Origin of the sequence: Nocardioides agri (assembly GCF_013778305.1) — a bacterium.
GTDB classification, from domain to species: Bacteria; Actinomycetota; Actinomycetes; order Propionibacteriales; family Nocardioidaceae; genus Nocardioides; species Nocardioides agri.
Map to the genome: position 1 here is coordinate 38,905 of NZ_JACEIC010000002.1, position 25,733 is coordinate 64,637.

Below are 25,733 nucleotides of genomic sequence, written 5' to 3' on the forward strand. Positions count from 1 at the left end.
GGCGCTCAGTCTAGGGGTTCGAGCAGGCCGCCCTCGGCCAGGTCGAGCGCCAGGGTCCGGTAGCCGACCTCGTCGAACAGCACGGTCAGCCGGTCGTCCTCGAGGTCGGTGACGACCCCGTCCCCGAAGTCCTCGTGCCGCACGCGGCCCTGGACGGCGTACGACGTGTCCGCGCGGTCGCGCGGGTCGGGCGCGACACCCGCCCGGCAGTTGTCACAGCTCCCGCACCGGTCGTCCTGCGGCTCGCCGAAGTAGCCGATCAGCAGCTCCGAGCGACACCGCCGGCTCTCGGCGTACTGGCGCATCATCTCGACCCGCGAGCGCTCCAGCTGCCGGTGCGACTCGGCCATCTCGATCACGACCGCGGCGAGGTCGAGGTCGTCCTCGGGCTCGGTGCGCGACTGGCGGGCCAGCTCGAGCAGGTTGAGGATCCGGCCGACCTTCCGCGGCCCGAGACCGGTCCGGTCGGCAACCGCGCGCGGCTCGTCGCCGACCTCCGCGGCGGCTCCGACGACGCGGTCGAGGTCGGCGCGCTTCGGCACGCCGGCGCTGAAGAAGCGGCCCAGGGAGAGGTCCTCGGGCCGGTAGAAGAGGGTGGCGGTCGCCGGCTCGCCGTCGCGGCCCGCGCGTCCGACCTCCTGGTAGTAGGTGTCCAGCGACTCCGGCACCTGCGCGTGCAGGATCCAGCGGACGTCGGGCTTGTCGATGCCCATGCCGAACGCCGAGGTCGCCACCATGACCTCGCGCTCTCCTGCCATGAACGCCTCGTGCTCCTCGGCGCGCCGACGGTGACCCAGCCCCGCGTGGTAGACGCCGGCCCGGCGGCCCCGCTCCGCCAGCGCGGCGGCGTACTCCTCCGCGGCGGGCCGGGTGCGGCAGTAGACGATGCCCGCGCCGGCGGCGGACGCCGCGGCGTCGAGCACCGCGGCCCGCTGGTCGTCTGCCGTCACCTGCCGCTCGACCGCCAGCGCGATGGTGGGCCGGGCGAAGCCCGTCACCACCGTCAGCGGCGACCGCATCCGCAGCCGGGTCACGATGTCGTCGCGCACGGGCGGCGCCGCGGTCGCGGTCATCGCCACCACACGCGGCTCGCCGACCTCGGCCAGCAGGTCCCCGAGCCGGAAGTAGTCGGGACGGAAGTCGTGGCCCCAGGTCGACACGCAGTGCGCCTCGTCGACCGCGACCAGGCTCGGCCGCAGGGCGGCCACCTGAGCGCGTACGTCTGGGTTCGCGAGCTGCTCGGGGGCGAGGAACAGGAACTCGAGGTCGCCGGCCGCCGCCGCCTCGAGCACGTCGCGGCGCGCGGACTCCGACTCCGCCGAGCTGACCCGGCCGGCGCGCACGCCGGCGGCCGACCGCTCGATGTGGTCGATCTGGTCCTGCTGGAGCGCGAGCAGCGGGGAGACCACGATCGTCGGGCCGTCGATCATCAGCCCGGCCACCTGGTAGACCAGGGACTTGCCCGACCCGGTCGGCGACACCAGCAGGACGTCGTGGCCCTCGAGCAGCGCCGCCGTCGCGTCCGCCTGCCCCGCGAGCAGGTCGTCGTGCCCGAACGCCGACCGCGCCGTCCGGCGGGCCGCCTCGGCGGTGTCGACAGCATCGGCGGCGGGCTGGGACATGCGGCGTGGGTGCCCGAGGCTGGGCGGCGGCATGCGCGGCCGCCTACGGTGGACCGATGGCGACCTACGACGAGCTCCACGACCACGTCCGCGGGCTGGTGCTGGCCGAGGTGCCCGACGCCGAGGAGGGCACCAGCTACGGGATGCCCGCCTGGCGGGTGAAGGGCAAGCCGCTGCTCGGCCTCAACCGGGCCAAGGCGCACGTCGGCGTCTACCCGTTCAGCCCCGAGGTGGTCGACGCCGTGCGCGGCAGGCTCGCGGGCTTCACCCTCACCAAGGGCGGCGTGCAGTGCACGCCGGACCGGCCGGTGCCCGACGACGTCCTCGTCGAGATGGTACGGCTGCGCCTGGCCGAGATCGGCTAGTCCTCCGGCTCGGCGGGAGTCTCGGCGCCGGCCGCGGCGTCGCGCTCCGCCCACTCCAGCAGCGGCGCGATGTCGAAGACGTGGTCGTCGATGTCGGCGTGCAGGTCGCCGAGCGCGGCGAACCGGTCGGGGACGGTGAAGATCGTGAAGTCCCGCGGGTCGGCGTCGTCGACCTCGTCCCAGCGGATCGGGGTGGAGACGCGGGCGTCGGGCAGGCCGCGCACCGAGTACGCCGCCGCGATCGTGTGGTCGCGGGTGTTCTGGTTGTAGTCGACGAAGAGCTGGTGCGGGTCGCGGTCCTTCTTCCACCACGTCGTGGTGACGTCCTCGGGCGCCCGGCGCTCCACCTCGCGGGCGAAGGCCAGCGCGGCCCGGCGTACGTCCTGGAAGCCGTGGTCGGGCTTGATCCGGACGTAGACGTGCATGCCCTTGCTGCCGCTGGTCTTCGGGTAGCCGACCGCGCCGAGGTCGTCGAGCACCTCGTGGGCGACGTGCGCGACCCGGCGGACCGTGGCGTAGTCGCAGAGCGGGCCGGGGTCGAGGTCGATGCGCCACTCGTCGGGCTTCTCGGTGTCCTCGCGTCGGCTGTTCCAGGGGTGGAACTCGACGGTCGACATCTGCACCGCCCAGATCACCGAGCCCAGCTCGGTCACGCACAGCTCGTCGGCCGTGCGCCCCCAGCGGGGGAAGTACAGCTGCACGGTCTCGACCCACGGCGGGGCGCCCGCGGGTAGCCGCTTCTGGTGGACCTTGTCGCCGGCGAGGCCCTTGGGGAACCGGTGCAGCATGCACGGCCGCTCGAAGAGGGCGTTGACGATCCCGGGCCCGACGGCGAGGTAGTACTCGACCAGGTCGAGCTTGGTGGCCCCGGACTCCGGGAAGTACACGCGGTCGGGGTTGCTCACCCGCAGCACCCGGTCGTCGACCTCGATCTCGACCGACGGCGACTTCGAGGGCATGGCCCCAATCTAGGGGGTGCCGGCCTCTACGGTTCGGACATGGACTTCGACCAGCCGCCGGTCGTCCGGGTCGTCGTCGACGAGCCGCCACCGCGCGGGGAGTGGCCGATGACGGTCCCTGCCGTCGCCCAGCTCGTTCGCGAGGGCCTGGACCTGCCGAAGGGCGTGACGTTCCTGGTCGGCGAGAACGGGTCGGGCAAGTCGACGATCGTCGAGGCGGTCGCCACGGCCTACGGCCTCTCGCCCGAGGGCGGCTCCGCCCAGGGCCACCACTCGACCCGGCCGACCGAGTCGTCCCTGGGCCGCGGGCTGCGCCTGCAGCGCGGGATCGGCGCCGCCAGGTGGGGGTTCTTCCTGCGCGCGGAGACGATGCACGGCTGGTACACCTACAGCGAGCAGACCGGCGGCGGGCCGCGCTACCACGAGATGAGCCACGGCGAGTCCTTCCTCGAGGTGCTGCGCACCCGCTTCGACTCCCCCGGCTTCTACTGCCTCGACGAGCCCGAGGCGGCGCTGTCGTTCTCCTCCAGCCTCGGCCTCGTCGCCGCGCTGCACCGGATCGCCGAGGACGGCGGGCAGGTGCTGTGCGCCACCCACTCGCCGGTGATCGCGGCGCTGCCGGACGCGACGATCCTGGAGGTCGGCGACTGGGGCTACCGGCGTACGACGTGGGAGGAGCTCGAGCTGGTCCAGCACTGGCGCCGCTACCTCGACGCGCCGGGCCGCTACCTGAGGCACGTCCTGGACTGACCGCAACCTCTCGCGCGTCTCCGGCGTCTTCCTTGCATGAGCAGGGAAGCCGTGCGCGCCGCGGCCGCCGCCCTCGCCGCGGCCGCCGCCGTCGTCCTCGTCGCGGTTGCCGCGACCGCGCTCCGGAGCAACCCGGAGCCGGCGCCCGCCGCCCGGGCGCAGCCGCAGTCGACGCCGACGCCGCCTCCGCCGGCCTCGGCGCCCGCGTTCGAGGGTCCGGTCGGGGTGCTCGCTCCGGGCTGGGCGTGCGAGGTGCCGGCCGACGAGAAGTTCGCCTGCTGGAAGGGGCACGCGGTCGTGGTGGTGAACTGGCGCGCGAGCGAGCAGCGGGCCGCCTACCTCGACCCCGGGAAGGCGGACGTGCTCCCGGACGTGCACACGTTCGTCAGCGAGGCGCACGGCCCCTACTTCGCGACGGTCTCGCCCGTCCAGGCGCAGCAAGCGGACGTCGACGAGGTCGGCGCCGCCCTCGTCTGGGCCGACTAGGCCCGCCGCAGCAGCGCGAGGAACATCGCGTCGGTGCCGTGCCGGTGCGGCCACAGCTGCACGGTGCCGGGCAGCGGGCCTGCGGCGTCCGGGACCGTGAGGTCCAGCGGCTCGAGCGCGACGTCGGCGCGCTCGGCGAGCACGGCCTCCACCACCTCGCGGGTCTCGGCGAGCACCGGCGAGCAGGTCGCGTAGAGCACGATCCCGCCCGGGCGGGTGAGGTCCAGGGCGCTGTCGAGCAGGCGACGCTGGAGCACCACGAGCTCGGCGAGGTCCTGCGGCCGCCGCCGCCAGCGGGCCTCGGGGCGGCGGCGGAGCGCGCCGAGCCCGGTGCACGGCGCGTCCACGAGCACGCGGTCGAAGGCCGCGGCGCGATACGGCGGCGCGGTGCCGTCGGCGGTCACGACGCCCGCGACCCCGTCGGCTCCGGTGAGGGACCGCCGGACGAGCCCCGCGCGGTGCGGCTGCCGCTCCGAGGCGACGAGCGACGCCCCGCGCTGGGCGGCGAGCGCGGCCAGCAGGGCGGCCTTGCCGCCCGGCCCCGCGCAGAGGTCGAGCCAGCGCGTGTCGGACCCCTCGACGGAGGCGCCGGCGGCGGCGACCGCGACGAGCTGGGAGCCCTCGTCCTGCACGCCCGCGCGGCCCTCGGCGACCGCGGGCACCTGGCCCGGGTCGCCGCCGGCGAGCGTCACGCCGTACGGCGAGAAGGGGGTCGGCTCGCCGGGCAGCTCCTCGCGCGTGGCGCGGCCGGGCCGGGCGACGAGGGTGACGCGGGGCGCCTCGTTGTCGGCCGCGAGCAGCGCCGGGAGCTGGGCGTCGTCGCCGAGCGCGAGCCGCAGCTCCTCGACGACCCACGCGGGGTGGCTCCAGGCGACGGCCAGGTCGCCGGGGGCGACCTGCACGACCCAGGCGGCCAGGTCCTGCTGGGAGACCTTGCGCAGCACCGCGTTGGCGAACCCGGCGGCGCCGGCGCTGACCCGGTCGCGCACGAGGTCGACGGTCGTGCTGATCGCGGCGTGCGCGGCGACCCGCATGCCGAGCAGCTGGTGGCAGCCCAGCCGGAGCGCGTCGAGCACCTTGGCCTCGACCTTAGCGAGCGGCCGGTCGATGCAGGCGGCGAGGATCGCGTCGTAGGCGCCCTGCCAGCGGATCGTGCCCGAGGCGAGCTCGGTCGCGAACGCCGCGTCGCGCCCGCTCAGCCCGTAGCGGCGCAGGAGGCCGGGCAGCGCGAGGTTGGTGTAGGCGTCGTCGACCCGGACGGCCTTGAGCACCTCGAAGGCGACCATCCGGGCCGGGTCGACCGAGCGTCGTCGGTCAGCCATCGCCGAGGTGCTCCTTGACCAGCCGCGCCGGCGCCCTGGCCGCCCAGGCGTCGGTGATGATCTCGGCCAGCTCGTCGCGGTCGATCTCGCCGAGCCGGCTCTGCTGCACCAGCACGGCGTTGAAGCCCCGGAAGTGGTCGATGGTGAAGAACGGCAGCGACGCGTCGTCCACCAGCGCCTGCTTCTCGATCTCGCTCGGCGTGTGGATCACGAGGAGGTCGTCGTACATCTCCCCCGTCTCGGGGTCGATCGCGGTCCTACCGGGTGCCCGGTAGAGCAGGAACCCCTTGCCGCGGACGAGGTACGTCGGCCGGTCGCCCCACGAGGTGCCGAAGGTGACCTCGGGCAGCGACATGCAGATCGCGTCGATGTCCTCCGGGGTCGCCGGCCGGCCCATGTCAGGCCTCGCCGAGCATGGCGCCGCTCTCGAGGCGCAGGCCGCGGGCCCAGTCGGCGGCCGGCATCTGCTTGCGGCCATGGGCCTTGACGTCGCCGAGCAGGACCGCGTGCGTGCCGGTGCCGACGAGGACCCGCGTCTTCCCGACCTCGAGCCGGCCGGCCGGGACCGGCAGGTCGGTGAGGGTGAGCGGGCCGAGCTTGAGCCGCTCGCCGTCGTACGTCGTCCACGCGCCGGGTGCGGGGGTGCAGGCCCGGACCTGCCGATCGATGGCGACCGCCGGTCGGGTCCAGTCGATGCGCGCGTCGTCCACGGTGATCTTCGGGGCGAACGACACGCCCTCGGCCGGCTGCGGACGGGCCTCCAGCGAGCCGTCCTCGATGCCGTCGAGCGTGGCGACCAGCAGCCCGGCCCCACCCTCGGCCAGCCGCTCGAGCAGGTCGCCGGCGGTGTCGTCGGGCCGGATCCGCTCGGTCATGATCCCGAACGTCGGTCCGGCGTCGAGCTCCTTGACGATCCGGAAGGTCGTCGCGCCGGTGACCTCGTCGCCCGCCCAGAGCGCGTGCTGGACCGGTGCCGCGCCGCGCCACGACGGCAGCACGGAGAAGTGCAGGTTGACCCAGCCGCGCGGCGGGATGTCGAGCGCCGACTGCGGGAGCAGCGCGCCGTAGGCGACCACCGGGCAGCAGTCCGGCTCCAGCGCCCGCAGCGCCTCCTGGAAGTCCGGGTCGCGCGGGTGGACGGGCTTGAGCACCGGGATCCCGAGCTCCTCGGCGCGCTGCGCCACCGGGCTGGGGGTGAGCCGGCGGCCGCGGCCGGCCGGCGCGTCCGGCCGGGTGACGACCCCGACGAGGTCGTGGCCCGAGTCTGCGATCGCGTCGAGCGCGGGGACGGCGACCTCGGGGGTGCCGGCGAAGACGACGCGCATCAGAGCTGGAGCCCGCGGGTCGCGTGCGGGGACACCTTGACGGTCGGCTGCTCGAGGCCGAACCACTCGGCCTCGCGGATCGCGCGCATGGCGGCCTTCCGCCCGTCGGGGTCGAGCCGGTCGATGAAGAGCACGCCGTCGAGGTGGTCCGTCTCGTGCTGGATCGCCCGGGCGAGCAGGTCGGAGCCCTGGACCACCAGCGGCTCGCCGTACATGTCGAACCCGTGCGCGACGACGTCGAGCGCGCGGGTGCAGTCGAAGCTGAGCTCGGGGATCGACAGGCAGCCCTCCGGGCCGTGCTGGGTCTCCGAGGACAGGGTGAGCCGGGGGTTCACGAGGTGGCCGAGCTCGCCGTCGACGTGCCAGGTGAAGACGCGGAGCCCGACCCCGATCTGGGGAGCGGCGAGGCCGGCTCCGGGCGCGGCGAGCATGGTGTCGGTGAGGTCCTCGACGAGGCGCCGGAGCTCCTTGTCGAAGTCCACGACCTCGATCGCGGGCCGGCGCAGGACAGGGTCGCCGAACAGGCGGATGGGCTGGGTGGGCACCCCGTCATCCTAGAGAGCGCTCAGAGGGTCGGCGGATCCACCTGGATGCGGACGGCGTCGAGCTTGCGGGCGGAGCGGACCCGCTGCAGCTCCCCGAGCGCCAGCGAGAGCGCCGCGCCCTCGGCGCGGGGCACCCGTACGACGACCCGGCTCTCGCCCTCGGCGACGTCGACCGGGCCGAGCACCTCGGCCGAGGTGGGCGCCGCCAGGAGGGTCAGCGCGTCGTCGACGGCGCCGGGCTCACCGGCGATCGTGGCGAGCCGGCTCGCCGGCGGCAGGTGCGCCTCGACGCGCTCGGCGGTCTCGCGGTCGGCGTAGCCGGCCGCGTCCCAGCGGACGAGCGCCTGGAGGGCGGGGTGGGCGGGGTCGCCGACGGCCACGACCCGACCGCCGGGCCGGACCAGGCCGACGGCGTTGGCCCAGCGGCGCAGCGCCTCCTCGCCGGCGCGCAGGTCGATCCGGGAGAGCAGCAGCCAGGTGTCGAGCAGGACGACGGCCGCGTAGCCGCCCTCGGCCACCGGCTCGGCGCCCGGAGTCGCGACCACGACCTGGCGGGCCGCGGAGACCGTGGCCAGGACGCCGTCGCCGGAGCTGGTGCGCACGCGGACGCCCGGGAGCGCGCGGCCGAGCTCCTCGGCCGTCCGCGCGTCGCCGAGCACGGGAGCACGCAGCCCGCGGTGGCCGCACTCGGCGCACGCCCAGGCATCCGCGACGACGCCGCACCACCGGCAGGCCGGTGGCGTGGTCGGGCCGGTGAGGGCGAGCGGGCCGCGGCAGGCGGCACAGCGCGCCGGCGTACGGCAGCGCTCGCAGGCCAGCGCGGTGGCGTAGCCCAGCCGGGGGGTCTGCACGAGCACGGGGCCGTCCGCGACGGCGTCCCGGATCGCCAGGTGCACCTCCCGCGGCATCCGCGCGGCGCGGGCGTGCACGTCGCGGGACGTCTCCTCCCCCGCGATGCTGACCGTGACGCGGCGGCGGACCTCCTCGCGCGCGGGGCCGATCGGCTGCGCCCACCCGGTGCGCAGCAGGTAGGCCGCCTCGACGGTGCGCACGAAGCCGCCCACGAGGGCGGCCGCGCCCTCGTGCTCGGCGCGCAGCAGCAGCGTCTCGCGGGTGTGCGGGTACGGCGCCCGCGGCTCGGCGTGCAGGTCGTCGCCGTCGTCCCACACGACCACGAGCCCGAGGTCGTGGACCGGTGCGAACGCCGCGGCGCGGGTGCCCACGACGACCCGACGCGCGCCGCGGCTGACCGCCAGGAAGTCGCGGTAGCGCTGCGCCGGACCGGAGTCGGCGGTGAGGGTCACGTGCTGGTCGGCGCCGAGCACCGCCGTGAGCGCGCGGTCGACGCGGGCGACGTCCTTGCCGTCGGGCACGCAGACGACGACGCCGCGGCCCGAGGCGTAGGTCGCGGCGGCCGCGTGCGCCACCAGGAGCGGCCAGTCGGTGGCCGGGGCTGCGGCCCAGACCCCGCGCGGGCTGCCACCGGAGGCGAGGTGGCGCAGGAACGCCGGCCCCGGCTCGTGGCCGGCCCAGGCGGTCTCGCCGGCGGCGGCGTCGTGCCGCCACGGGCCGGAGGGAGCGGACGGCTCCTTCTCGGTCGTGGCGTGCCGGTTGGGGATCGCCAGCCGCAGCACGTCGGACCGGGTGCCGGCGTACCGCTCGGCGAGGTCGCCGGCCAGCCGGGCGACCTGCGGGTGCAGCACCGGCTCGGGGCTGACGACCCGGCGCAGCGGTGCGAGCGGGCCGGTGTGGTCGGTCTCGGAGCCGCGACCGAGCACGAACCCGTCGACGTCCTGACCCGCGAAGCGCACCTTGACCCGGACGCCCGGCAGGGCGGTGTCCGCCATGGCCGCGGGGACGGCGTAGTCGAACGGGCGGTCGAGGTGCGCCAGCGGCAGGTCGACGAGCACCCGGGCGACCGGGTCAACGGCGGCCGGTGCGGCCTGGGCCGCCTTGCGTGCCCGGGTCGCCTTCGCCTTGGCCTGGGACGCCTTCACCGACGCCCGCGCCATGCCGGGGAGCAGCTCGGGGTGCTCCTCGGGCGTAGGGTCGGACGGCGGCATGGCGCAGTTCTACCAGCGCCCGAGGACGGCCCCGCCACTACCGGCGCTTCGGCTTCACCTTCCCGGTCGCTTTCGAGGTCGCTGCCGCGCTCGCGTAGCCCGCCTTCGTCCCGGTGACCCGCACGGCGATGCGCTTGCCCTGGTCGGCGCGCACCAGCTGGTAGGCCGCCCCGGTCGCCTTGCCGATCGTCCTCCCGTTGCGTAGCCACTGGTAGGTGAACCTCACTCCGGTCGGCTGCCAGGTGCCGGGCCTGGCGGCGAGCTTCCTGCCGACCCGGGCCGTCCCGACCACGCGGGGCGTCCCGGGCTGGAGGGTGACCGTCGTCGGCGCCGGAGCGGGCACAGCCGGAGCGGGCACAGTCGAAGGGGGCAGAGCCGGAGGAGGAGCCGGGTCCGGTGCGGGCGCCGGGGTCGGCGTCGGGGTCGGCGTCGGGGTCGGCGTCGGGGTCGGCGGAGGCGTCGAGGACGCCGGGTCGCAGGTGTAGACCCGGATGTCGTCGAGGGCGACGCCCAGCAAGGCCACCTCGTTGTCGGTGGCCGTGGTGAACTGGACCGCGATGGTGTGTCCGGCCAGCGACGAGAGGTCCAGCCGACTTGCGACGTAGCCGCGGCTGTCGCCGCCGAACCCCAGGCGGCCGGCCGCTGGGTTCTCCGAGCCGGTGTAGATCCGGTCGCCCGGCCCGTTGACCCAGGGCAGCCCCGACGCATCGACCGCCGGGGCGACGTCGCCGAGGTCGTCGACCTCCACGGTCAGGGCGTCGAAGTAGTCGTCCAGGAAGTAGTCGAGCACCTGCCAGCGATGGAAGATCAGGTACGACGGCTGTCCCGGCGGGAGCGCGACTCCCGGGTTCATGACGAGCGGGCTCAACCCCGCTGTGGAGGGCTCCTGGGAGATCCACGACGAGTCGCCCGAGTGCGCCAGGCCGGGGCCGCGTGCCCAGGTCGTCCCGGCGGTGAACGTCGACGTCGGTGACCCGCTCTCGCTGTCGAACAGCAGGCGAGGCACTCCACTCGGACAGGTGGCCGCAGCGTCCACGCGCTGCGGCACGCCGAACGGGACCGAGCGGAGCGCCGTCGCCAGCGTCGCCTGGTGCACCGCGGTGCAGTCCGCGGCGGTGAACGACGATCCGACCGTGCCCAGCAACGCCTGGCAGCTCTGCTCGAGGACGGCCGCGAGATCCGCCCAACCCGCGCCCGAGGTGAGCGACTGATCGACCAGGACCCACAGCTTCGCCGACTTGGTGAGGCCGGGGTCGCCGGAGTCGATCCCGGAGATCGTCTGGCCGTTGAACGAGCCGCCCTGGGAGATGAGGTAGAAGGTCTTGTTGCCGACGCCGGAGTTGGTGTGCACGCCGTCGTGGTCCGGATAGGTCGTCGAGGTGCTCACGGTGGCGGTCTCGAGGAGGTAGAGCGGGCTCGACGTCCGGTCGGGCTGACCGAACGCCGGCGGGCTCGCGAGGTCGCGGATCGCGCCCCCGGGCAGGTCCTCGCCGGCCGACCAGCTCGTCGGACTGTCCCCGGCGTCGACGTGCCGGTGGTCGACGATCTCACCCATGATGTCGGAGACGGACTCGTTGATGGCCCCGGACTGACCCCAGTAGAAGAGGTTCGACGTCCGTTCGGTGACGCCGTGGGTCATCTCGTGGCCGACGACGTCGTCGGCGGCCGCATACCCGGCGCCGTAGTACATCTGTGAGCCGTTCCAGAACGCGTTCTCGTAGCCCGGGCACGTCGGCGGGAGGGGGGCGCTCGTGGGGCAGAAGTTCACGGTCTGCGCCAGCGCCTTGGCGCCGCCGGTCACGGTCCGACCGATGAGCGCGGTCAGGTCCACCCCGACCGCCTGGTAGAGGTCCGAGACCGCCTCTGCCTGCGAGTAGGCGCCGTCGACCTCGGCGTTGCCGGTGTCGGGCTGACCCTCGCTGCGTGCGTAGGTGGGGCCGGCGCACGCCGGCCGGGCCGCGTTCTGGTCGCGCGGCGTGTTGTTGTCGTCGCAGACGACGCGGCGGATGCCCGCTATGTCGGAGACGTTCAGCAGGACGCCGCCGCTGCGATCGTCGACCAGGATCATCCGGCGCTCGTCGACGCCGCGGGTGACCTCGAACCGCCAGGCCGTGCGTGCCGGAGCGACCGCGCTGCCGCCGATGAGGCCGGCGTCCACCAGCCAGCGCCCGCGCGGGGTGACCGAGACGCCGGGCCCGCTGCCCTCGATCTTGACGAACGCCGTCCGCGCCTCGACGGCCGCGTCGTCCTGGGTCACCGTCGGATCGCCGACGATGGTCTCGTCAGAGGTGTCGGCGAGGATCGAGGAGAGCTCCCCGTCGTCGCGGAGGCTGATGACGACCTGGCCGCCCAGCACGCGCACGCCGTCGACCGTCTGCTGATAGCGCACGACGTCCCCGCTGGGGGTGGCCTGGACGGAGGTGCGGGTCACCGCCGTCCCGCGCTGCTCGGTGCCGACGGCCGCGCCGTACCTCTCGATGGCGGCGTCGGCGGCCGCCGCCGGTGTCATCGACGCCCGGACGCCCGGGTTGTCGACCTCGGCGCGGGCCGGGACGCCCACGAAGTCGAGCGAACCGGGCTCGTCGCCGACGACCGTCAACGGCCGGTCGGCGTCCCGGTCGAGCCGCGCGAGCGCCTGGTCGGCCGGGTCGGGGTCCGGGGCGCCGGAGGCCGGACCGAGGGCGAGCAGCGCGCCCGCCGTCAGGGCGAGGGTCAGCGCGAGGGAACCGGCTCGTCGGGCGCGTGCAGGCATCGGGTCTCCGAGATGAGCGTTGCTGGGCGCGTTGACACGCTCAACACCACCGTAGGCCCGAATGGGCCAGGCGCCATGCCCCGATCAGGGCATGGCGCCTGTGCAGGTGCGCTCAGTCGGGCGGCCCGACGATCAGATGCCGACGGCCCGCTTCAGCGCCTCAGCGCGGTCGGTCTTCTCCCAGGAGAACTCGGGGAGCTCGCGACCGAAGTGGCCGTAGGCGGCGGTCTTCGCGTAGATCGGGCGCAGCAGGTCGAGGTCGCGGATGATCGCGGCCGGGCGCAGGTCGAAGACCTCGAGCACGGCGGCCTGGATCTTCTCGTCGTCCACGGTGCCGGTGCCGAAGGTCTCGACGAAGACGCCGACCGGCTGGGCCTTGCCGATCGCGTAGGCGACCTGGACCTCGCAGCGCTTGGCGAGGCCGGCGGCGACGACGTTCTTGGCCACCCAGCGCATCGCGTACGCCGCGGAGCGGTCGACCTTCGACGGGTCCTTGCCCGAGAAGGCGCCACCGCCGTGGCGGGCCATGCCGCCGTAGGTGTCGACGATGATCTTGCGGCCGGTGAGACCGGCGTCGCCCATCGGACCGCCGACCACGAAGCGGCCGGTCGGGTTCACGAGCAGGCGGTAGCCCTCCGACGGCAGGTCGAAGGTCGCGAGCACGGGGTCGATGACGTGCTTCTTGACGTCGGCCTCGAGGGTGTCGAGCTGGGTGTCCTCGTCGTGCTGCGAGGAGAGCACCACGGTGTCGACGCGGAGCGGGCGGTTGTCCTCGTCGTACTCGATCGTGACCTGGGTCTTGCCGTCGGGGCGCAGGTAGGGCAGCGTCCCGTCCTTGCGCACGGCGGTGAGCCGCTCCGCGAGGCGCTGGGCCATCACGATCGGCAGCGGCATGAGGACGTCGGTGTCGTCGCAGGCGTAGCCGAACATCAGGCCCTGGTCGCCCGCGCCCTGCTTGTCCATCGCGTCGGAGGAGCCGGTGCGGCTCTCGTGGCCGGTGTCGACGCCCTGCGCGATGTCGCCGGACTGGCCGCCGATCGCGACCATGACGCCGCACGACGCGCCGTCGAAGCCCTTGTCGGAGGAGTCGTAGCCGATGTCGAGGATCTTGGCGCGGACCTTGGCCTTGATGTCGACGTAGCCGGTGGTGGTCACCTCACCCGCGACCACGACCAGGCCGGTCGTCAGCAGCGTCTCGACGGCCACACGGCTGTGAGGGTCCTGCTCGAGCATCGCGTCGAGGACCGAGTCGCTGATCTGGTCGGCGATCTTGTCCGGGTGGCCCTCGGTCACCGACTCCGACGTGAAGAGACGTCCGGTCACTGCAACTCCTTATGCGTACGGGTGTTGCGCACACCCTAACTGGCGTCCCGATGGGTGGGACGCGGGTCTCAGGTGTCGCGCCCCAGCCGGGCGGCGACCTGGTCCCAGATGACGTGCGCGAGCACGGTCTTGGACCCTCGCGGGACGGGGACGGCGGCGCCGTCGGCGGCCAGGATGACCGCCTCGTTGTCGGGGCTGCCGAAGACCGCCCCGCCCGACACGTCGTTGACGACCAGCAGGTCGCAGCCCTTGCGGGCGAGCTTCTCGCGGGCCAGCTCCTCGACCGAACCGCTCGCGTCGCCGGTCTCGGCGGCGAACCCGACGACCACCTGTCCGGGGTGGACCCGGTCGGCGCTCAGCTCGCGGAGGATGTCGGGGTTCTGCGTCAGCTCGATCGCGGGAGCCGAGCCGTCGGCGGCCTTCTTGATCTTGGCCTCGCTGGTCGTGACCGGGCGGAAGTCGGCGGGCGCGGCCGCCATCACCACGGCGTCGGCCGCCGCGGCCGCGGCGAGCACCTCCTGCCGCAGCTCGGCGGTCGTCTCGACCCGCACCACCTTCACGCCGGCAGGGTCGGCCAGCGCGACGTTGGCGGCGACCAGCGTGACCTCCGCGCCCCGGGCGGCGGCCGCGCGGGCGAGGGCGTAGCCCTGGAGCCCGGACGAGCGGTTGCCGAGGAAGCGGACCGGGTCGAGGTACTCGCGCGTGCCCCCGGCGGAGACCACGACGTGCCGTCCGGCCAGGTCCGGTGAGGTGGTGCCGCGGGCCAGGACCTCGCGGCAGGTCTCGAAGATCTCGTCGGGCTCGGGCAGCCGGCCCTTGCCGGTGTCCTTGCCGGTGAGGCGGCCCTCGGCGGGCTCGATGACGAGCACGCCCCGCTCCCGCAGGGTGGCGACGTTGGCCCGGGTCGCCGGGTGCTCCCACATCTCGGTGTGCATCGCCGGGGCGAAGACGACCGGGCAGCGGGCGGTCAGCAGGGTGTTGGTCAGCAGGTCGTCGGCCAGCCCGTGGGTGGCCTTCGCCATCAGGTCGGCGGTCGCGGGAGCCACGACGACCAGGTCGGCCGCCTGCCCGATCCGCACGTGCGGGACCTCGTGGACGCCCGACCACACGTCGGTGGCGACCGGCTTGCCCGAGAGCGCCGCCCACGTGGGCGCGCCGACGAACTCGAGCGCGGACGCGGTCGGCACGACGGTCACGTCGTGCCCGGACTCGGTGAACCGGCGGAGCAGCTCGCAGGCCTTGTAGGCCGCGATGCCGCCGGACACCCCGAGAACGACACGAGGCCGCCCCCCTGGGGAGACGGCCGTGTCGTGGGTCTCGGTCATGGGACCCGTCGGGTCACTCGCCGGCGAAGCCCGCGTCCGCGGCGGCAGCCTGCGCGGCGGCCTCCTCGGCGGCGAGCTCGGCCGGGTCGATGTCCTCGCAGACGAGCAGGTCGTCGTTGATCTCGCGCAGGGCGATCGAGAGCGGCTTCTCCTGGACGTGGGTGTCCACGAGAGGGCCGACGTACTCGAGCAGGCCCTCACCGAGCTGCGAGTAGTACGCGTTGATCTGGCGGGCACGCTTGGCGCTGAACAGGACCAGCTTGTACTTGCTGTCGGTCTTCGACAGCAGGTCGTCGATCGAGGGGTTGGTCACGCCCTCGGCGGCGATGGTGGGAGACGGCACGCTGAAGCCTCACAGATCTGTTGGGGATTGCAGCATCAAGGCTACCAAGTCCTCCGCAGCAGCGTGAACTTCGTGGTTGACGATGCTCACGTCGAACTCCGCCTCGGCGGCCAGTTCCTCCCGCGCGGTCTCGAGCCGGCGCTCGCGCTCCTCCTCGGTCTCGGTGCCGCGGCCGACCAGCCGGCGGACCAGCTCGTCCCACGAGGGCGGCTTGAGGAAGACGAAGAGGGCGTCGGGCATCGACTCGCGGACCTGCCGGGCGCCCTGGAGATCGATCTCCAGCATCGCCGGGCGACCCTCGTCGAGGACGGCCTCGACCGGCGCCCGCGGAGTGCCGTAGCGGGCGGACTTGTGCACGACCGCCCACTCGAGCAGGTCGTCGCGCTCGACCATCGCGTCGAACTCGTCGTCGTCGACGAACCAGTAGTGGACGCCGTGCTGCTCCCCCGGGCGCGGTGCCCGCGTGGTCGCGGACACCGAGATCCAGACCTCCGGGTGGTGGCGGCGTACGTCGGCGGCGACCGTGCCCTTCCCGACCGCGGTGGGTCCGGCGAGCACGACCAGCCGCGACCGCCCCGGGGCCGGTCGCCGGGCAGCGTCAGTCACGCCCGGCGAACTCCTTCTCGAGGGCCGCGACCTGCTTGGAGCCCAGGCCGCGGACCCGGCGGCTCTCGGCGATGCCGAGGCGCTCCATCAGCTGGCGGGCGCGCACCTTGCCCAGGCCGGGCATCGACTGGAGGAGGTCGATCACCTTCATCTTGCCGATGACCTCGTTGCGCTGGCCCTCCTCGATCACGTCGGCGATCGACGCGCCGGAGTTCTTGAGCCGGTTCTTGACCTCTGCCCGCTCCCGACGGGAGGCGGCGGCCTTCTCGAGGGCCGCCTGGCGCTGTTCGGGGGTGAGCGGGGGCAAAGCCACGTGGGGGTCCTTCTGCTGATGTCTCCGGGCTACGAGTCGCCCGGCCGGGTGAGAAGTCAATCTAGTCACAGCCGCGCCCAAGTCGCCACCGGGCCTCGGGCCGGTCCAGCCGTCGCGACCGCTACAGGGTGAGCGGGGTGTGACAGACGTCGCGGACCTGCTGGTCGACCGCGCGGAGCGCCTCGACGACCTCAGGGGAGGCGAGCCGGGTGGAGGCCGTCGCGATGGCCTCGCGCTGCTCCTGGGTGACGCCCTCCGGCGGGTGGTCCGGGTCGTAGGTCTCGGGGTCGGCGCCCGCGTCGCGGATCGCGTCGCCGAGGCCGTCGACGGCCCCGACGAGCACCTGCCACTCGTCCGCGATGTCGTCCGGGGCGCTCTCGCGCAGGTCCTCGAAGATCCCCTGCGCCTGGAGCAGGGCGTCGGGCCGGGTGCTGCTGATGATGTCGGTCAGCTCGGCCTGGTGGTCCTCGACCGCACCGCAGTAGTCGTCCTGGTCGGAGCCGCAGCCCACGACCAGCGGGACGGCCAGGGCGAGGGCGAGGAGCCGCCTCACGATCGCAGCTCGTCGTTGGTACGGCGTACGAAGTCACGCATCGCCGCGGGATCGGGGCCGAGCCGCAGCACCTCGCGCGAGGAGCTGGCCAGCACGGCGGGGTTGGTGCCGAAGATCCGGCGCAGGTCGGCGACCGTGCCGCCCTGGGCTCCGAAGCCGGGCGCCAGGACCGGCCCGTTGAACGCCAGGTCCTCGGTCGTCGCACCGATGGTGGCACCGACGACGGCCCCGAAGGAGCCGAGCGGCTCGGCGTCGGCGTTGAGGTGGCGCAGGTGGTCGAGCATCCGGCCCGCCACGGTGCCGCCGTCCTCGACCCGGGCGTGCTGCACCTCCGGGCCCTCCTTGTTGGAGGTGAGCGCGAGCACGAAGACACCCGCGTCGTGGCGCCGCGCGGTGTCGACGATCGGGTCGAGCGACCCGAACCCGAGGAACGGGCTGACCGTGATCGCGTCGGACGCCAGCGGGGAGGCCGGGTCGAGGTAGGCGTCGGCGTAGGCCTGGCTCGTGGAGCCGATGTCGCCGCGCTTCACGTCGAGCAGCACCAGGGCGCCGGCCGCGCGGGAGTCCGCGATCACCCGCTCCAGCACCGCGATGCCCCGACTGCCGAACCGCTCGTAGAACGCCGACTGCGGCTTGACGACCGACACGTGCGGGGCGACCGCCTCGACGGTCGTCAGCGCGAAGCGCTCCAGGCCGGCGACGTCGTCCGCGAGGCCCCAGTCCTGGAGCAGCGCCGCGTGCGGGTCGATGCCGACGCAGAACGACCCGCGCTCGGCGATCGCGGCGTGGAGGCGGGCTCCGAAGGTCATGCGGGTGCTCCTGTCCTGGCCCGGGCGGAGGTCACGACGACACTCCCCGGACGATCCGTCGCGGCCACAGCGGGCCCTCGTAGATGAACGCGGTGTAGCCCTGGAGCAGGGTGGCGCCCGCGTCGAGCCGCGCCCGGGCGTCCTCGACGGTGGTGATGCCACCGACGCCGATGAGCGTCAGGTCGGGCCCGACCCGGCCTCGGAGCAGCCGCATGACCTCGAGCGAGCGGTCCGTCAGCGGACGTCCGGAGAGGCCGCCGGCGCCGATCTCCTCCACCTCGGCGGCGGGGCTCCGCAGGCCGGCGCGCGAGATCGTGGTGTTGGTGGCGATGATCCCGTCGAGCCCGGTCGCGAGCGCCAGGTCGGCGACGCCGAGCACGTCGTCGTCGGCGAGGTCGGGTGCGATCTTGACCAGCAGCGGCACGCCGTCCGCGATCCTCTGCACGCTGGTGAGGATCGGCTCCAGCTTCTCGACCGCCTGCAGGTTGCGCAGGCCGGGCGTGTTCGGCGAGCTCACGTTGACCACCAGGTAGTCGGCGTACGGCGCGAGCAGCCGCGCGGACTTCTCGTAGTCGCGGACGGCCTCGTCCTCGGGGACGACCTTCGACTTCCCGATGTTGACGCCGAGCACCGGTCCGGGCCGGCGTCCCCGCGAGGCGAGCCGCGCGGCGACGACCTCGGCGCCGTCGTTGTTGAAGCCCATCCGGTTGACGACCGCGCGGTCGTCGGGCAGCCGGAAGAGGCGCGGCTGCGGGTTGCCGGGCTGCGCCTCGCCGGTCACCGTGCCGATCTCGACGTGCCCGAACCCGAGCGCGCCGAGGCCGTCGATGCCGACCGCGTTCTTGTCGAACCCGGCGGCCAGGCCCAGCACGTTGGGGAAGGTCAGCCCGAGCGCCCGCACCGGCTCCCCCGGCGTACGCCGGAGCCCGGTGACCGGCCGCGCCGCCCGGATCGCCCGGAACGCCGCGTGGTGGGCCCGCTCGGGGTCGGTCCGGGTCAGGACCTTGTCGAAGAACGCGTGGTACATCAGGTGCGGGCCGCCCAGTCCTGGAGCGACCGCACGCCGATGTCACCGCGCCGGATCGCCTCGATGCCCTGCACCGCGGCACCGAGGCCCTGCACGGTCGTGATGCACGGGATGTTGGCGACGACGGAGGCGGTGCGGATCTCGTAGCCGTCCGCGCGGGCCGAGGAGCCGCTGGCCGAGCCGTTGGGCGTGTTGATCACCAGGTCGATGTCGCCGGCCAGGATCATCTGCACGGTCGTCGGCTCGCCGTCCGGGCCGGCGCCCTCGGAGTGCTTGCGCACGACGGTGGCCGCGACGCCGTTGCGGCGCAGCACCTCCGCGGTGCCCTGGGTGGCGAGGATCTCGAAGCCGTGCTCGGCGAGCACCTTGATCGGGAAGATCATGTGCCGCTTGTCGCGGTTGGCCATGCTCACGAACACCCGACCGCTGGTGGGCAGCGGCCCGAAGGCCCCCGCCTGCGCCTTGGCGAACGCCGTGCCGAAGTCGGCGTCGAAGCCCATCACCTCGCCGGTCGACTTCATCTCCGGCCCGAGGACCGTGTCGACCTGCTTGCCGTCGGGGGTGCGGAACCGGTTGAACGGCATCACGGCCTCCTTGACCGCGATCGGCTGGTCGGCCGGCAGGTCGCCGCCGTCGCCCGTCGCCGGCAGCAGCCCGCTCTCGCGCAGCGAGGCGATCGACTCGCCGAGCATGACCCGGGCCGCCGCCTTCGCCAGCGGGGTCGCGGTCGCCTTCGAGACGAAGGGCACCGTCCGCGAAGCGCGCGGGTTGGCCTCGAGGACGTAGAGGACGTCGGAGCCCAGCGCGAACTGGATGTTGAGCAGCCCGCGCACCCCGACACCGCGCGCGATCGCCTCGGTGGCCGCCCGGATCCGGTCGATCTCCGCCCGGCCGAGCGTGATCGGCGGCAGCGCGCAGGAGGAGTCGCCGGAGTGGATGCCGGCCTCCTCGATGTGCTCCATCACGCCGCCGAGGAAGAGGTCCTCGCCGTCGTAGAGCGCATCGACGTCGATCTCGACCGCGTCGTCGATGAAGCGGTCGACCAGCACCGGGTGGGAGGGCCCGATCTCCGTCGAGCGGGCGATGTAGTCCTGCAGCGCGCCGTCGTCGTAGACGATCTGCATGCCGCGACCGCCCAGCACGTACGACGGGCGCACCATCACCGGGTAGCCGATCTGCGCCGCGATCCGCTGCGCGTCCGGGTAGCTGGTCGCCATGCCGTACTTCGGTGCCGGCAGCCCGGCGTCGGCGAGCACGGCTCCGAAGGCGCCGCGCTCCTCCGCCAGGTGGATCGCCTCCGGCGACGTGCCGACCACGGTGACGCCGTTGTCCTTGAGCCCCTGCGCGAGGCCGAGCGGGGTCTGCCCGCCGAGCTGGCAGATCACGCCGGCGACCGGCCCGGCCTGCTCCTCGGCGTGCACGATCTCGAGCACGTCCTCGAGCGTCAGCGGCTCGAAGTAGAGGCGGTCGGAGGTGTCGTAGTCGGTCGACACGGTCTCCGGGTTGCAGTTGACCATGATCGTCTCGTAGCCGGCCTCGGACAGCGTCAGCGACGCGTGCACGCACGAGTAGTCGAACTCGATGCCCTGGCCGATCCGGTTGGGCCCGGACCCGAGGATGATCACCGCGGTCTTCTCGCGCGGCGCGACCTCCGTCTCCTCGTCGTAGGACGAGTAGTGGTACGGCGTGGCCGCGGCGAACTCGGCGGCGCAGGTGTCGACGGTCTTGAAGACCGGCCGGATGCCGAGCGCGTGCCGGACGCCGCGGACGACGTCGGCCGTCATGCCGCGGATCTTGCCGATCTGGACGTCGGAGAAGCCGTGCCGCTTGGCCTTGCGCAGCAGCTCCGGGGTCAGCTCGGGGGCGGCCGTGACCTCGGCGGCGATCTCGTTGATCAGCATCAGCTGGTCGACGAACCACGGGTCGATGCCGGTCGCGTCGAAGATCTCCTCCGGCGTCGCACCCGCCCGGATCGCGTCCATCACCTTCTTGAGCCGCCCGTCGTGGGGCGTGCGGATCGCCTCGAGCAGCGCGGGCTTGTCGAGGTCGACCCACTCCTGGTGCCAGTCGAAGAGCGCGTCCTTGGACTCCAGCGAGCGCAGCGCCTTCTGCAGCGCCTCGGTGAAGTTGCGCCCGATGGCCATCGCCTCGCCGACCGACTTCATGTGCGTGGTCAGCGTCGGGTCGGCGCCGGGGAACTTCTCGAACGCGAACCGCGGGACCTTCACCACGACGTAGTCGAGCGTCGGCTCGAAGGCCGCCGGGGTGCTCGACCCGTCCTCGCGGACGGTGATGTCGTTGGGGATCTCGTCGAGCGTGTAGCCCACCGCGACCTTGGCGGCGATCTTCGCGATCGGGAAGCCGGTGGCCTTCGAGGCGAGCGCGCTCGACCGGGACACCCGGGGGTTCATCTCGATGACGATGACCCGGCCGTCGGCGGGGTTGACGGCGTACTGGATGTTGCAGCCGCCGGTGTCGACGCCGACCTCACGGATGATGCCGATGGCCAGGTCGCGGAGGTGCTGGTACTCGCGGTCGGTCAGCGTCATCGCCGGCGCGACGGTGATCGAGTCACCGGTGTGCACGCCCATCGGGTCGAGGTTCTCGATCGAGCAGACGATCACGACGTTGTCGGCCTTGTCGCGCATCACCTCCAGCTCGTACTCCTTCCACCCGATGATCGACTCCTCGATCAGCACCTCGGTGGTCGGGCTGGCGGCCAGGCCGGCGCCGGCGATCCGGGCCAGGTCGCCCTCGTCGTAGGCGATGCCGGAGCCGGTGCCCCCCATCGTGAACGACGGGCGCACGACGACCGGGTAGCCGAGCTCGACCACGGCCTTCTCGCAGTCCTCGAGCGTGTGGCACACGAAGCTGCGCGCGACCTCACCGCCGACCTTGGCGACGATCGCGTTGAAGAGCTCGCGGTTCTCGCCGCGGTGGATCGCCTCGAAGCTGGCGCCGATCATCTCGACGTCGTACTTCTCGAGGATGCCGCGCTCGTGCAGCCCGATCGCGGCGTTGAGCGCGGTCTGGCCGCCCAGCGTCGGCAGCAGCGCGTCGGGGCGCTCCTTGGCGATCACCTTCTCGAGGAAGTCGGGGGTGATCGGCTCGACGTAGGTCGCGTCCGCGAACTCCGGGTCGGTCATGATCGTGGCCGGGTTGGAGTTGACCAGGATGACCCGGATGCCCTCCTCCTTCAGGACCCGGCAGGCCTGGGTGCCCGAGTAGTCGAACTCGCAGGCCTGGCCGATGATGATCGGCCCGGAGCCGATCACCAGGACGGACTGGATGTCCTCGCGGCGGGGCATCAGGCGGTTCCTTCCATGACGTCGATGAACCGGTCGAAGAGGTACGCCGCGTCGTGGGGGCCGGCGGCGGCCTCGGGGTGGTACTGGACGGAGAAGCCCTTCAGCCTTCCCGCGGCGTCGCGCAGCTCGAGGCCCTCGACGACGTCGTCGTTGAGGCACACGTGGCTGACGCTCGCCTCGCCGTACGGCGTGGTCGTGGTGGCGTCGAGCGGCGCGTCGACGGCGAACCCGTGGTTGTGGGCGGTGACCTCGACCTTGCCGGTCGTGCGGTCCATCACGGGCTGGTTGATGCCGCGGTGGCCGTACTTGAGCTTGTAGGTGCCGAACCCGAGCGCGCGTCCGAAGAGCTGGTTGCCGAAGCAGATGCCGAAGTAGGGCACTCCCTCGGCGAGCGCGCCCTGGAGCACCTCGACCTGGTGGGTGGTCGCGGCCGGGTCGCCCGGGCCGTTGGAGTAGAAGAGCCCGTCAGGTGCGACGGCCCGGACGTCCGCGAGCGTCGCCGTCGCCGGCAGCACGTGCACCTCGACGCCGCGCTCGGCCATCCGGTGCGGGGTCATCGTCTTGATGCCGAGGTCGAGCGCGGCGACGGTGAAGCGCTTCTCGCCGATCGCGGGGACGACGTAGGCCTCCCCCGTCGACACCTCCGAGGCGAGCTCGGCGCCGGCCATCTCGCCGGAGACCCGCACCCGCTCCAGGAGCGCCGCCGGGTCGGTCTCGGTCGTGGAGATGCCGACCCGCATCGCGCCGCGGTCGCGCAGGTGACGGGTGAGCGCGCGGGTGTCGATGCCGGAGATGCCGACCACCCCCTGCTCGCGCAGCTCGTCGTCGAGTGAGCGCTGCGAGCGCCAGCTCGACGCCCGCCGGGCGGGGTCGCGCACGACGTACCCGGCCACCCAGATCCGCCGGCTCTCGGGGTCCTCGTCGTTGATGCCGGTGTTGCCGACGTGCGGCGCGGTCATCACGACGACCTGGCGGTGGTAGGACGGGTCGGTCAGCGTCTCCTGGTAGCCGGTCATGCCGGTGTTGAAGACCGCCTCGCCGAAGGTCTCCCCCTCGGCGCCGTAGGCCTCGCCGTGGAACGTGCGGCCGTCCTCGAGGACGAGGATGGCCGGGCTCGCGGCGCTCACTGGAGCTTCCCGTCGAGCACGGTCGCCCTGCCCCGGAGGAACGTGGCGACCACCCGCCCCGGCAGCTCCATGCCGCGGTACGGCGTGTTGCGGCTCAGGCTCGCCGACTCGGCCGGGTCGACGGTCCGGGTCGCGCCGGGGTCGTAGAGCACCACGTTGGCGGGCTCACCCACCTCGACCGGCCGGCCGTGCTGGTCGGAGACCCGGCCGATGCGCGCCGGGGCGTAGGACATCCGCTCGGCGACGCCGGCCCAGTCGAGCAGGCCGGTGTCGACCATCGTCTGCTGCACGATCGACAGCGCGGTCTCGAGGCCGAGCATGCCGAAGGCGGCGGCCGCCCACTCGCAGTCCTTGTCCTCGTGCGGGTGCGGCGCGTGGTCGGTGGCGACGATGTCAATGGTCCCGTCGGCCAGGCCCGCCTTGACCGCCTCGACGTCCGCGGCTGAGCGCAGCGGCGGGTTGACCTTGTAGATCGGGTCGTACGTCGCCGCCAGCTCGTCGGTGAGCAGCAGGTGGTGCGGGCAGGCCTCGGCGGTGACGTCGACCCCCTTGGCCTTCGCCCACCGCACGATGTCGACCGAGCCGGCGGTGGAGAGGTGGCAGACGTGCAGGCGGGAGCCGACGTGCTGGGCCAGCAGGACGTCGCGGGCGATGATCGCCTCCTCGGCGACCGCCGGCCAGCCGGCCAGCCCCAGGCGGCCGGAGAGCTCGCCCTCGTTCATCTGGGCGCCCTCGGTGAGCCGCGGCTCCTGGGCGTGCTGGGCGACGACGCCGTCGAACGCCTTGACGTACTCCAGCGCCCGGCGCATCAGCACCGCGTCGCTCACGCACTTGCCGTCGTCGGAGAAGACCCGCACCCGGGCGGCCGAGTCGGCCATCGCGCCGAGCTCGGCGAGCCGCTCGCCCTCGAGCCCGACGGTGACCGCACCGACCGGGTAGACGTCGCAGTAGCCCGCCTCGCGGCCGAGCCGCCAGACCTGCTCGACGACGCCGGCGGTGTCGGCGACCGGCTCGGTGTTGGCCATCGCGTGCACGGCGGTGAAGCCGCCCAGCGCCGCGGCCCGGGTGCCGGTCTCGACGGTCTCGGCGTCCTCGCGGCCCGGTTCGCGCAGGTGGGTGTGCAGGTCGACCAGGCCGGGCAGCGCGATCAGCCCGGTGGCGTCGATCGTCTCGGCGTCGGCCGGAGCGTCCGCGGCGTCGGCGACCACGCCGTCGCGGAGCAGCAGGTCGGTCGGCTCGCCGCCGAGGACCGAGACGTTCTTGATCAGGTAGGTGGTGCTCACTCTTCTCCTCCGACGGCCGGCTCGGACCCACCGAGCAGCAGGTACAGAACGGCCATCCGGACGGCGACGCCGTTGGTGACCTGCTCGACGATGACGGACCGCTCGCTGTCGGCGACGTCCGCGGTGATCTCCATGCCGCGGACCATCGGGCCCGGGTGCATGACGATGGTGTGGTCCTGGAGCGTCGCCATCCGCCGGCCGTCGAGGCCGTAGCGGCGCGAGTACTCGCGCGCGGTCGGGAAGAACCCGCCGTGCATCCGCTCGCGCTGGACCCGCAGCATCATCACGGCGTCGGCCTTCGGGATGACCGCGTCGAGGTCGTAGGACGTCTCGACGGGCCAGCTGTCCACGCCGACCGGCAGCAGCGTCGGCGGCGCGACGAGGGTGACCTCGGCGCCCAGCGTGTGGAGCAGCAGCGCGTTGGAGCGGGCCACCCGGCTGTGCAGCACGTCGCCGACGATCGCGATGCGACGCCCCTCCAGGGTCGGCTTGCCGCCGCTGAGATGGCGGGTCATCGTGAACGCGTCGAGCAGCGCCTGGGTGGGGTGCTCGTGGGTGCCGTCGCCGGCGTTGACCACGCTCGAGCGGACCCAGCCCGAGTTCGCGAGCCGGTGCGGCGCGCCGCTCGCGCCGTGGCGGACGACGACCGCGTCGGCGCCCATCGCCTCGAGCGTGAGCGCGGTGTCCTTGAGGCTCTCGCCCTTGGAGAGGCTCGATCCCTTGGCCGCGAAGTTGATGACATCGGCGGAGAGCCGCTTCGCGGCGGCCTCGAACGAGATCCGGGTGCGGGTGGAGTCCTCGAAGAAGAGGTTGACCACCGTGCGTCCGCGCAGCGCGGGCAGCTTCTTGATGGGCCGGTCGGCGAGCTCGCGGAGCTCGGCGGCGGTGGTGAGGATCAGCTCGGCGTCGTCGCGGCTGAGGTCGCCCGCGCTGAGGAGATGGCGCTTCATGCCGGAACCCCCTGGATCGTGACGGCGTCCAGGTCGTCGATGCCGTCGAGCGTCACCTTCACCCGCTCGACGAGCGAGGTCGGCAGGTTCTTGCCGACGAAGTCGGCGCGGATCGGCAGCTCGCGGTGGCCGCGGTCGACCAGCACCGCGAGCCGCACCGCCTGGGGGCGGCCGATGTCGTTGAGCGCGTCGAGCGCGGCGCGGATCGTGCGTCCGGAGAACAGCACGTCGTCGACCAGGACGACCACCTTGCCGTCGACGCCGCCGGGCGGGATCTCGGTGGGCAGCAGCGCCCGGGCCGGCTTGAGGCGCAGGTCGTCGCGGTACATCGTGACGTCGAGCGAGCCGACCGGCACGGCGTACCCCTCGACGGAGGCGATGCGCTCGGCGATCCGGTGCGCGAGCGGGACGCCGCGGCTCGGGATGCCGAGCAGGACGAGGTCGTCGGCGCCCTTGTTGCGCTCGAGGATCTCGTGCGAGATGCGGGTCAACGCCCGCTGGATGTCACCGGCGTCGAGGACGACGCGGGCGTCTGTGTCAGGGTGCGCAGGCAAGAGCCTCGGACCTCCTTCTCCGC

The 25,733-nt window shown here is 73.4% G+C and carries 24 protein-coding genes; 3 read left to right on the plus strand and 21 right to left on the minus strand.

The genetic code is table 11. The annotated features are described in order from the left end of the window. Positions 1–5: 5 nt before the first annotated feature. Positions 6–1,622, minus strand: coding sequence for a RecQ family ATP-dependent DNA helicase (locus HZF07_RS04690; RefSeq protein ID WP_157340013.1), 1,617 nt, complete (start codon positions 1,620–1,622; stop codon positions 6–8). 56 nt (positions 1,623–1,678) lie between these two features. Here HZF07_RS04690 and HZF07_RS04695 point away from each other — a divergent pair, with 56 nt between their 5' ends. Continuing rightward, a complete protein-coding gene (locus HZF07_RS04695; protein WP_157340014.1) occupies positions 1,679–1,987 on the plus strand; it encodes an iron chaperone in 309 nt (102 codons plus the stop codon). On the opposite strand, the gene ligD is transcribed toward HZF07_RS04695, so the two are convergent. Continuing rightward, positions 1,984–2,946: a non-homologous end-joining DNA ligase gene (gene ligD / locus HZF07_RS04700; protein ID WP_157340015.1), complete on the minus strand. Its 963-nt coding sequence runs from the start codon at positions 2,944–2,946 to the stop codon at positions 1,984–1,986. The two genes, HZF07_RS04695 and ligD, sit on opposite strands and share 4 nt — an antisense overlap. Positions 2,947–2,985: 39 nt before the next feature. Here ligD and HZF07_RS04705 point away from each other — a divergent pair, with 39 nt between their 5' ends. Both HZF07_RS04705 and HZF07_RS04710 read left to right on the plus strand, forming a co-directional pair. Continuing rightward, complete coding sequence (locus tag HZF07_RS04705) at positions 2,986–3,696, plus strand: AAA family ATPase (protein ID WP_157340016.1); 711 nt, start codon at positions 2,986–2,988, stop codon at positions 3,694–3,696. Between the two features lie 36 nt (positions 3,697–3,732). Continuing rightward, positions 3,733–4,182 (plus strand): hypothetical protein, encoded by a 450-nt coding sequence (locus tag HZF07_RS04710; protein WP_157340017.1) that lies wholly within the window; start codon positions 3,733–3,735, stop codon positions 4,180–4,182. Here HZF07_RS04710 and HZF07_RS04715 read toward each other — a convergent pair. The 19 genes from HZF07_RS04715 to pyrR form a co-directional block, all read right to left on the minus strand. Beyond that, positions 4,179–5,504, minus strand: a complete 1,326-nt coding sequence (locus tag HZF07_RS04715) for an RsmB/NOP family class I SAM-dependent RNA methyltransferase (protein WP_157340018.1) — start codon at positions 5,502–5,504, stop codon at positions 4,179–4,181. The two genes, HZF07_RS04710 and HZF07_RS04715, sit on opposite strands and share 4 nt — an antisense overlap. Beyond that, entirely contained in the window at positions 5,497–5,901 is a 405-nt protein-coding gene (locus HZF07_RS04720) for an MmcQ/YjbR family DNA-binding protein (RefSeq protein ID WP_157340019.1), read from the minus strand. Before HZF07_RS04720 ends, HZF07_RS04715 begins: the two co-directional genes overlap by 8 nt. Position 5,902: 1 nt before the next feature. Next, positions 5,903–6,829 carry a methionyl-tRNA formyltransferase gene (gene fmt, locus HZF07_RS04725; protein WP_157340020.1) on the minus strand — a complete coding sequence of 309 codons (927 nt, stop codon included), beginning with the start codon at positions 6,827–6,829 and terminating at the stop codon, positions 5,903–5,905. Further along, positions 6,829–7,374: a peptide deformylase gene (gene def / locus HZF07_RS04730; protein ID WP_181644803.1), complete on the minus strand. Its 546-nt coding sequence runs from the start codon at positions 7,372–7,374 to the stop codon at positions 6,829–6,831. Before def ends, fmt begins: the two co-directional genes overlap by 1 nt. A gap of 20 nt (positions 7,375–7,394) precedes the next feature. Then, complete coding sequence (locus HZF07_RS04735) at positions 7,395–9,437, minus strand: primosomal protein N' (RefSeq protein ID WP_181644804.1); 2,043 nt, start codon at positions 9,435–9,437, stop codon at positions 7,395–7,397. 37 nt (positions 9,438–9,474) lie between these two features. Next, a complete protein-coding gene (locus HZF07_RS04740) occupies positions 9,475–12,189 on the minus strand; it encodes a M4 family metallopeptidase (RefSeq protein ID WP_157340021.1) in 2,715 nt (904 codons plus the stop codon). 132 nt (positions 12,190–12,321) lie between these two features. Further along, entirely contained in the window at positions 12,322–13,512 is a 1,191-nt protein-coding gene (gene metK, locus HZF07_RS04745) for a methionine adenosyltransferase (RefSeq protein ID WP_181644805.1), read from the minus strand. Positions 13,513–13,580: 68 nt separating this feature from the next. Next, complete coding sequence (gene coaBC / locus HZF07_RS04750; protein ID WP_157340022.1) at positions 13,581–14,837, minus strand: bifunctional phosphopantothenoylcysteine decarboxylase/phosphopantothenate--cysteine ligase CoaBC; 1,257 nt, start codon at positions 14,835–14,837, stop codon at positions 13,581–13,583. A 13-nt stretch (positions 14,838–14,850) separates the two neighbouring features. Further along, positions 14,851–15,180: a DNA-directed RNA polymerase subunit omega gene (gene rpoZ / locus HZF07_RS04755; protein WP_181644806.1), complete on the minus strand. Its 330-nt coding sequence runs from the start codon at positions 15,178–15,180 to the stop codon at positions 14,851–14,853. A gap of 9 nt (positions 15,181–15,189) precedes the next feature. Beyond that, positions 15,190–15,786 (minus strand): guanylate kinase, encoded by a 597-nt coding sequence (gmk, locus tag HZF07_RS04760; protein ID WP_181644807.1) that lies wholly within the window; start codon positions 15,784–15,786, stop codon positions 15,190–15,192. Continuing rightward, positions 15,779–16,099 (minus strand): integration host factor, actinobacterial type, encoded by a 321-nt coding sequence (gene mihF, locus HZF07_RS04765; RefSeq protein ID WP_181644808.1) that lies wholly within the window; start codon positions 16,097–16,099, stop codon positions 15,779–15,781. Before mihF ends, gmk begins: the two co-directional genes overlap by 8 nt. Before the next feature lie 121 nt (positions 16,100–16,220). Continuing rightward, complete coding sequence (locus HZF07_RS04770; RefSeq protein ID WP_157340024.1) at positions 16,221–16,652, minus strand: hypothetical protein; 432 nt, start codon at positions 16,650–16,652, stop codon at positions 16,221–16,223. Further along, positions 16,649–17,461 (minus strand): orotidine-5'-phosphate decarboxylase, encoded by an 813-nt coding sequence (pyrF, locus tag HZF07_RS04775; RefSeq protein WP_157340025.1) that lies wholly within the window; start codon positions 17,459–17,461, stop codon positions 16,649–16,651. Before pyrF ends, HZF07_RS04770 begins: the two co-directional genes overlap by 4 nt. 31 nt (positions 17,462–17,492) lie before the next feature. Then, a complete protein-coding gene (locus tag HZF07_RS04780) occupies positions 17,493–18,488 on the minus strand; it encodes a quinone-dependent dihydroorotate dehydrogenase (protein WP_157340026.1) in 996 nt (331 codons plus the stop codon). After that, entirely contained in the window at positions 18,488–21,796 is a 3,309-nt protein-coding gene (carB, locus tag HZF07_RS04785) for a carbamoyl-phosphate synthase large subunit (protein ID WP_157340027.1), read from the minus strand. Before carB ends, HZF07_RS04780 begins: the two co-directional genes overlap by 1 nt. Further along, on the minus strand, positions 21,796–22,923 hold the full coding sequence (gene carA, locus HZF07_RS04790) for a glutamine-hydrolyzing carbamoyl-phosphate synthase small subunit (RefSeq protein WP_181644809.1): 1,128 nt from the start codon (positions 22,921–22,923) through the stop codon (positions 21,796–21,798). Before carA ends, carB begins: the two co-directional genes overlap by 1 nt. Then, positions 22,920–24,206, minus strand: a complete 1,287-nt coding sequence (locus HZF07_RS04795) for a dihydroorotase (protein WP_181644810.1) — start codon at positions 24,204–24,206, stop codon at positions 22,920–22,922. The genes carA and HZF07_RS04795 overlap by 4 nt, the downstream gene beginning before the upstream one ends. Further along, complete coding sequence (locus HZF07_RS04800) at positions 24,203–25,156, minus strand: aspartate carbamoyltransferase catalytic subunit (RefSeq protein WP_157340028.1); 954 nt, start codon at positions 25,154–25,156, stop codon at positions 24,203–24,205. The genes HZF07_RS04795 and HZF07_RS04800 overlap by 4 nt, the downstream gene beginning before the upstream one ends. Continuing rightward, entirely contained in the window at positions 25,153–25,710 is a 558-nt protein-coding gene (gene pyrR, locus HZF07_RS04805) for a bifunctional pyr operon transcriptional regulator/uracil phosphoribosyltransferase PyrR (RefSeq protein WP_157340029.1), read from the minus strand. Before pyrR ends, HZF07_RS04800 begins: the two co-directional genes overlap by 4 nt. Positions 25,711–25,733 lie beyond the last annotated feature (23 nt).

Excerpts from the sequence above, each read along its gene's own strand:
- HZF07_RS04705 (WP_157340016.1), top strand. The coding sequence starts at position 2,986 with ATGGACTTCGACCAGCCGCCGGTCGTCCGGGTCGTCGTCGACGAGCCG.
- carB (WP_157340027.1), bottom strand. The coding sequence starts at position 21,796 with ATGCCCCGCCGCGAGGACATCCAGTCCGTCCTGGTGATCGGCTCCGGG.
- HZF07_RS04715 (WP_157340018.1), bottom strand. The coding sequence starts at position 5,504 with ATGGCTGACCGACGACGCTCGGTCGACCCGGCCCGGATGGTCGCCTTC.
- HZF07_RS04720 (WP_157340019.1), bottom strand. The coding sequence starts at position 5,901 with ATGGGCCGGCCGGCGACCCCGGAGGACATCGACGCGATCTGCATGTCG.
- HZF07_RS04690 (WP_157340013.1), bottom strand. The coding sequence starts at position 1,622 with ATGTCCCAGCCCGCCGCCGATGCTGTCGACACCGCCGAGGCGGCCCGC.
- fmt (WP_157340020.1), bottom strand. The coding sequence starts at position 6,829 with ATGCGCGTCGTCTTCGCCGGCACCCCCGAGGTCGCCGTCCCCGCGCTC.
- HZF07_RS04735 (WP_181644804.1), bottom strand. The coding sequence starts at position 9,437 with ATGCCGCCGTCCGACCCTACGCCCGAGGAGCACCCCGAGCTGCTCCCC.
- HZF07_RS04800 (WP_157340028.1), bottom strand. The coding sequence starts at position 25,156 with ATGAAGCGCCATCTCCTCAGCGCGGGCGACCTCAGCCGCGACGACGCC.
- coaBC (WP_157340022.1), bottom strand. The coding sequence starts at position 14,837 with ATGACCGAGACCCACGACACGGCCGTCTCCCCAGGGGGGCGGCCTCGT.
- pyrF (WP_157340025.1), bottom strand. The coding sequence starts at position 17,461 with ATGACCTTCGGAGCCCGCCTCCACGCCGCGATCGCCGAGCGCGGGTCG.
- HZF07_RS04695 (WP_157340014.1), top strand. The coding sequence starts at position 1,679 with ATGGCGACCTACGACGAGCTCCACGACCACGTCCGCGGGCTGGTGCTG.
- ligD (WP_157340015.1), bottom strand. The coding sequence starts at position 2,946 with ATGCCCTCGAAGTCGCCGTCGGTCGAGATCGAGGTCGACGACCGGGTG.
- HZF07_RS04740 (WP_157340021.1), bottom strand. The coding sequence starts at position 12,189 with ATGCCTGCACGCGCCCGACGAGCCGGTTCCCTCGCGCTGACCCTCGCC.
- HZF07_RS04710 (WP_157340017.1), top strand. The coding sequence starts at position 3,733 with ATGAGCAGGGAAGCCGTGCGCGCCGCGGCCGCCGCCCTCGCCGCGGCC.
- HZF07_RS04780 (WP_157340026.1), bottom strand. The coding sequence starts at position 18,488 with ATGTACCACGCGTTCTTCGACAAGGTCCTGACCCGGACCGACCCCGAG.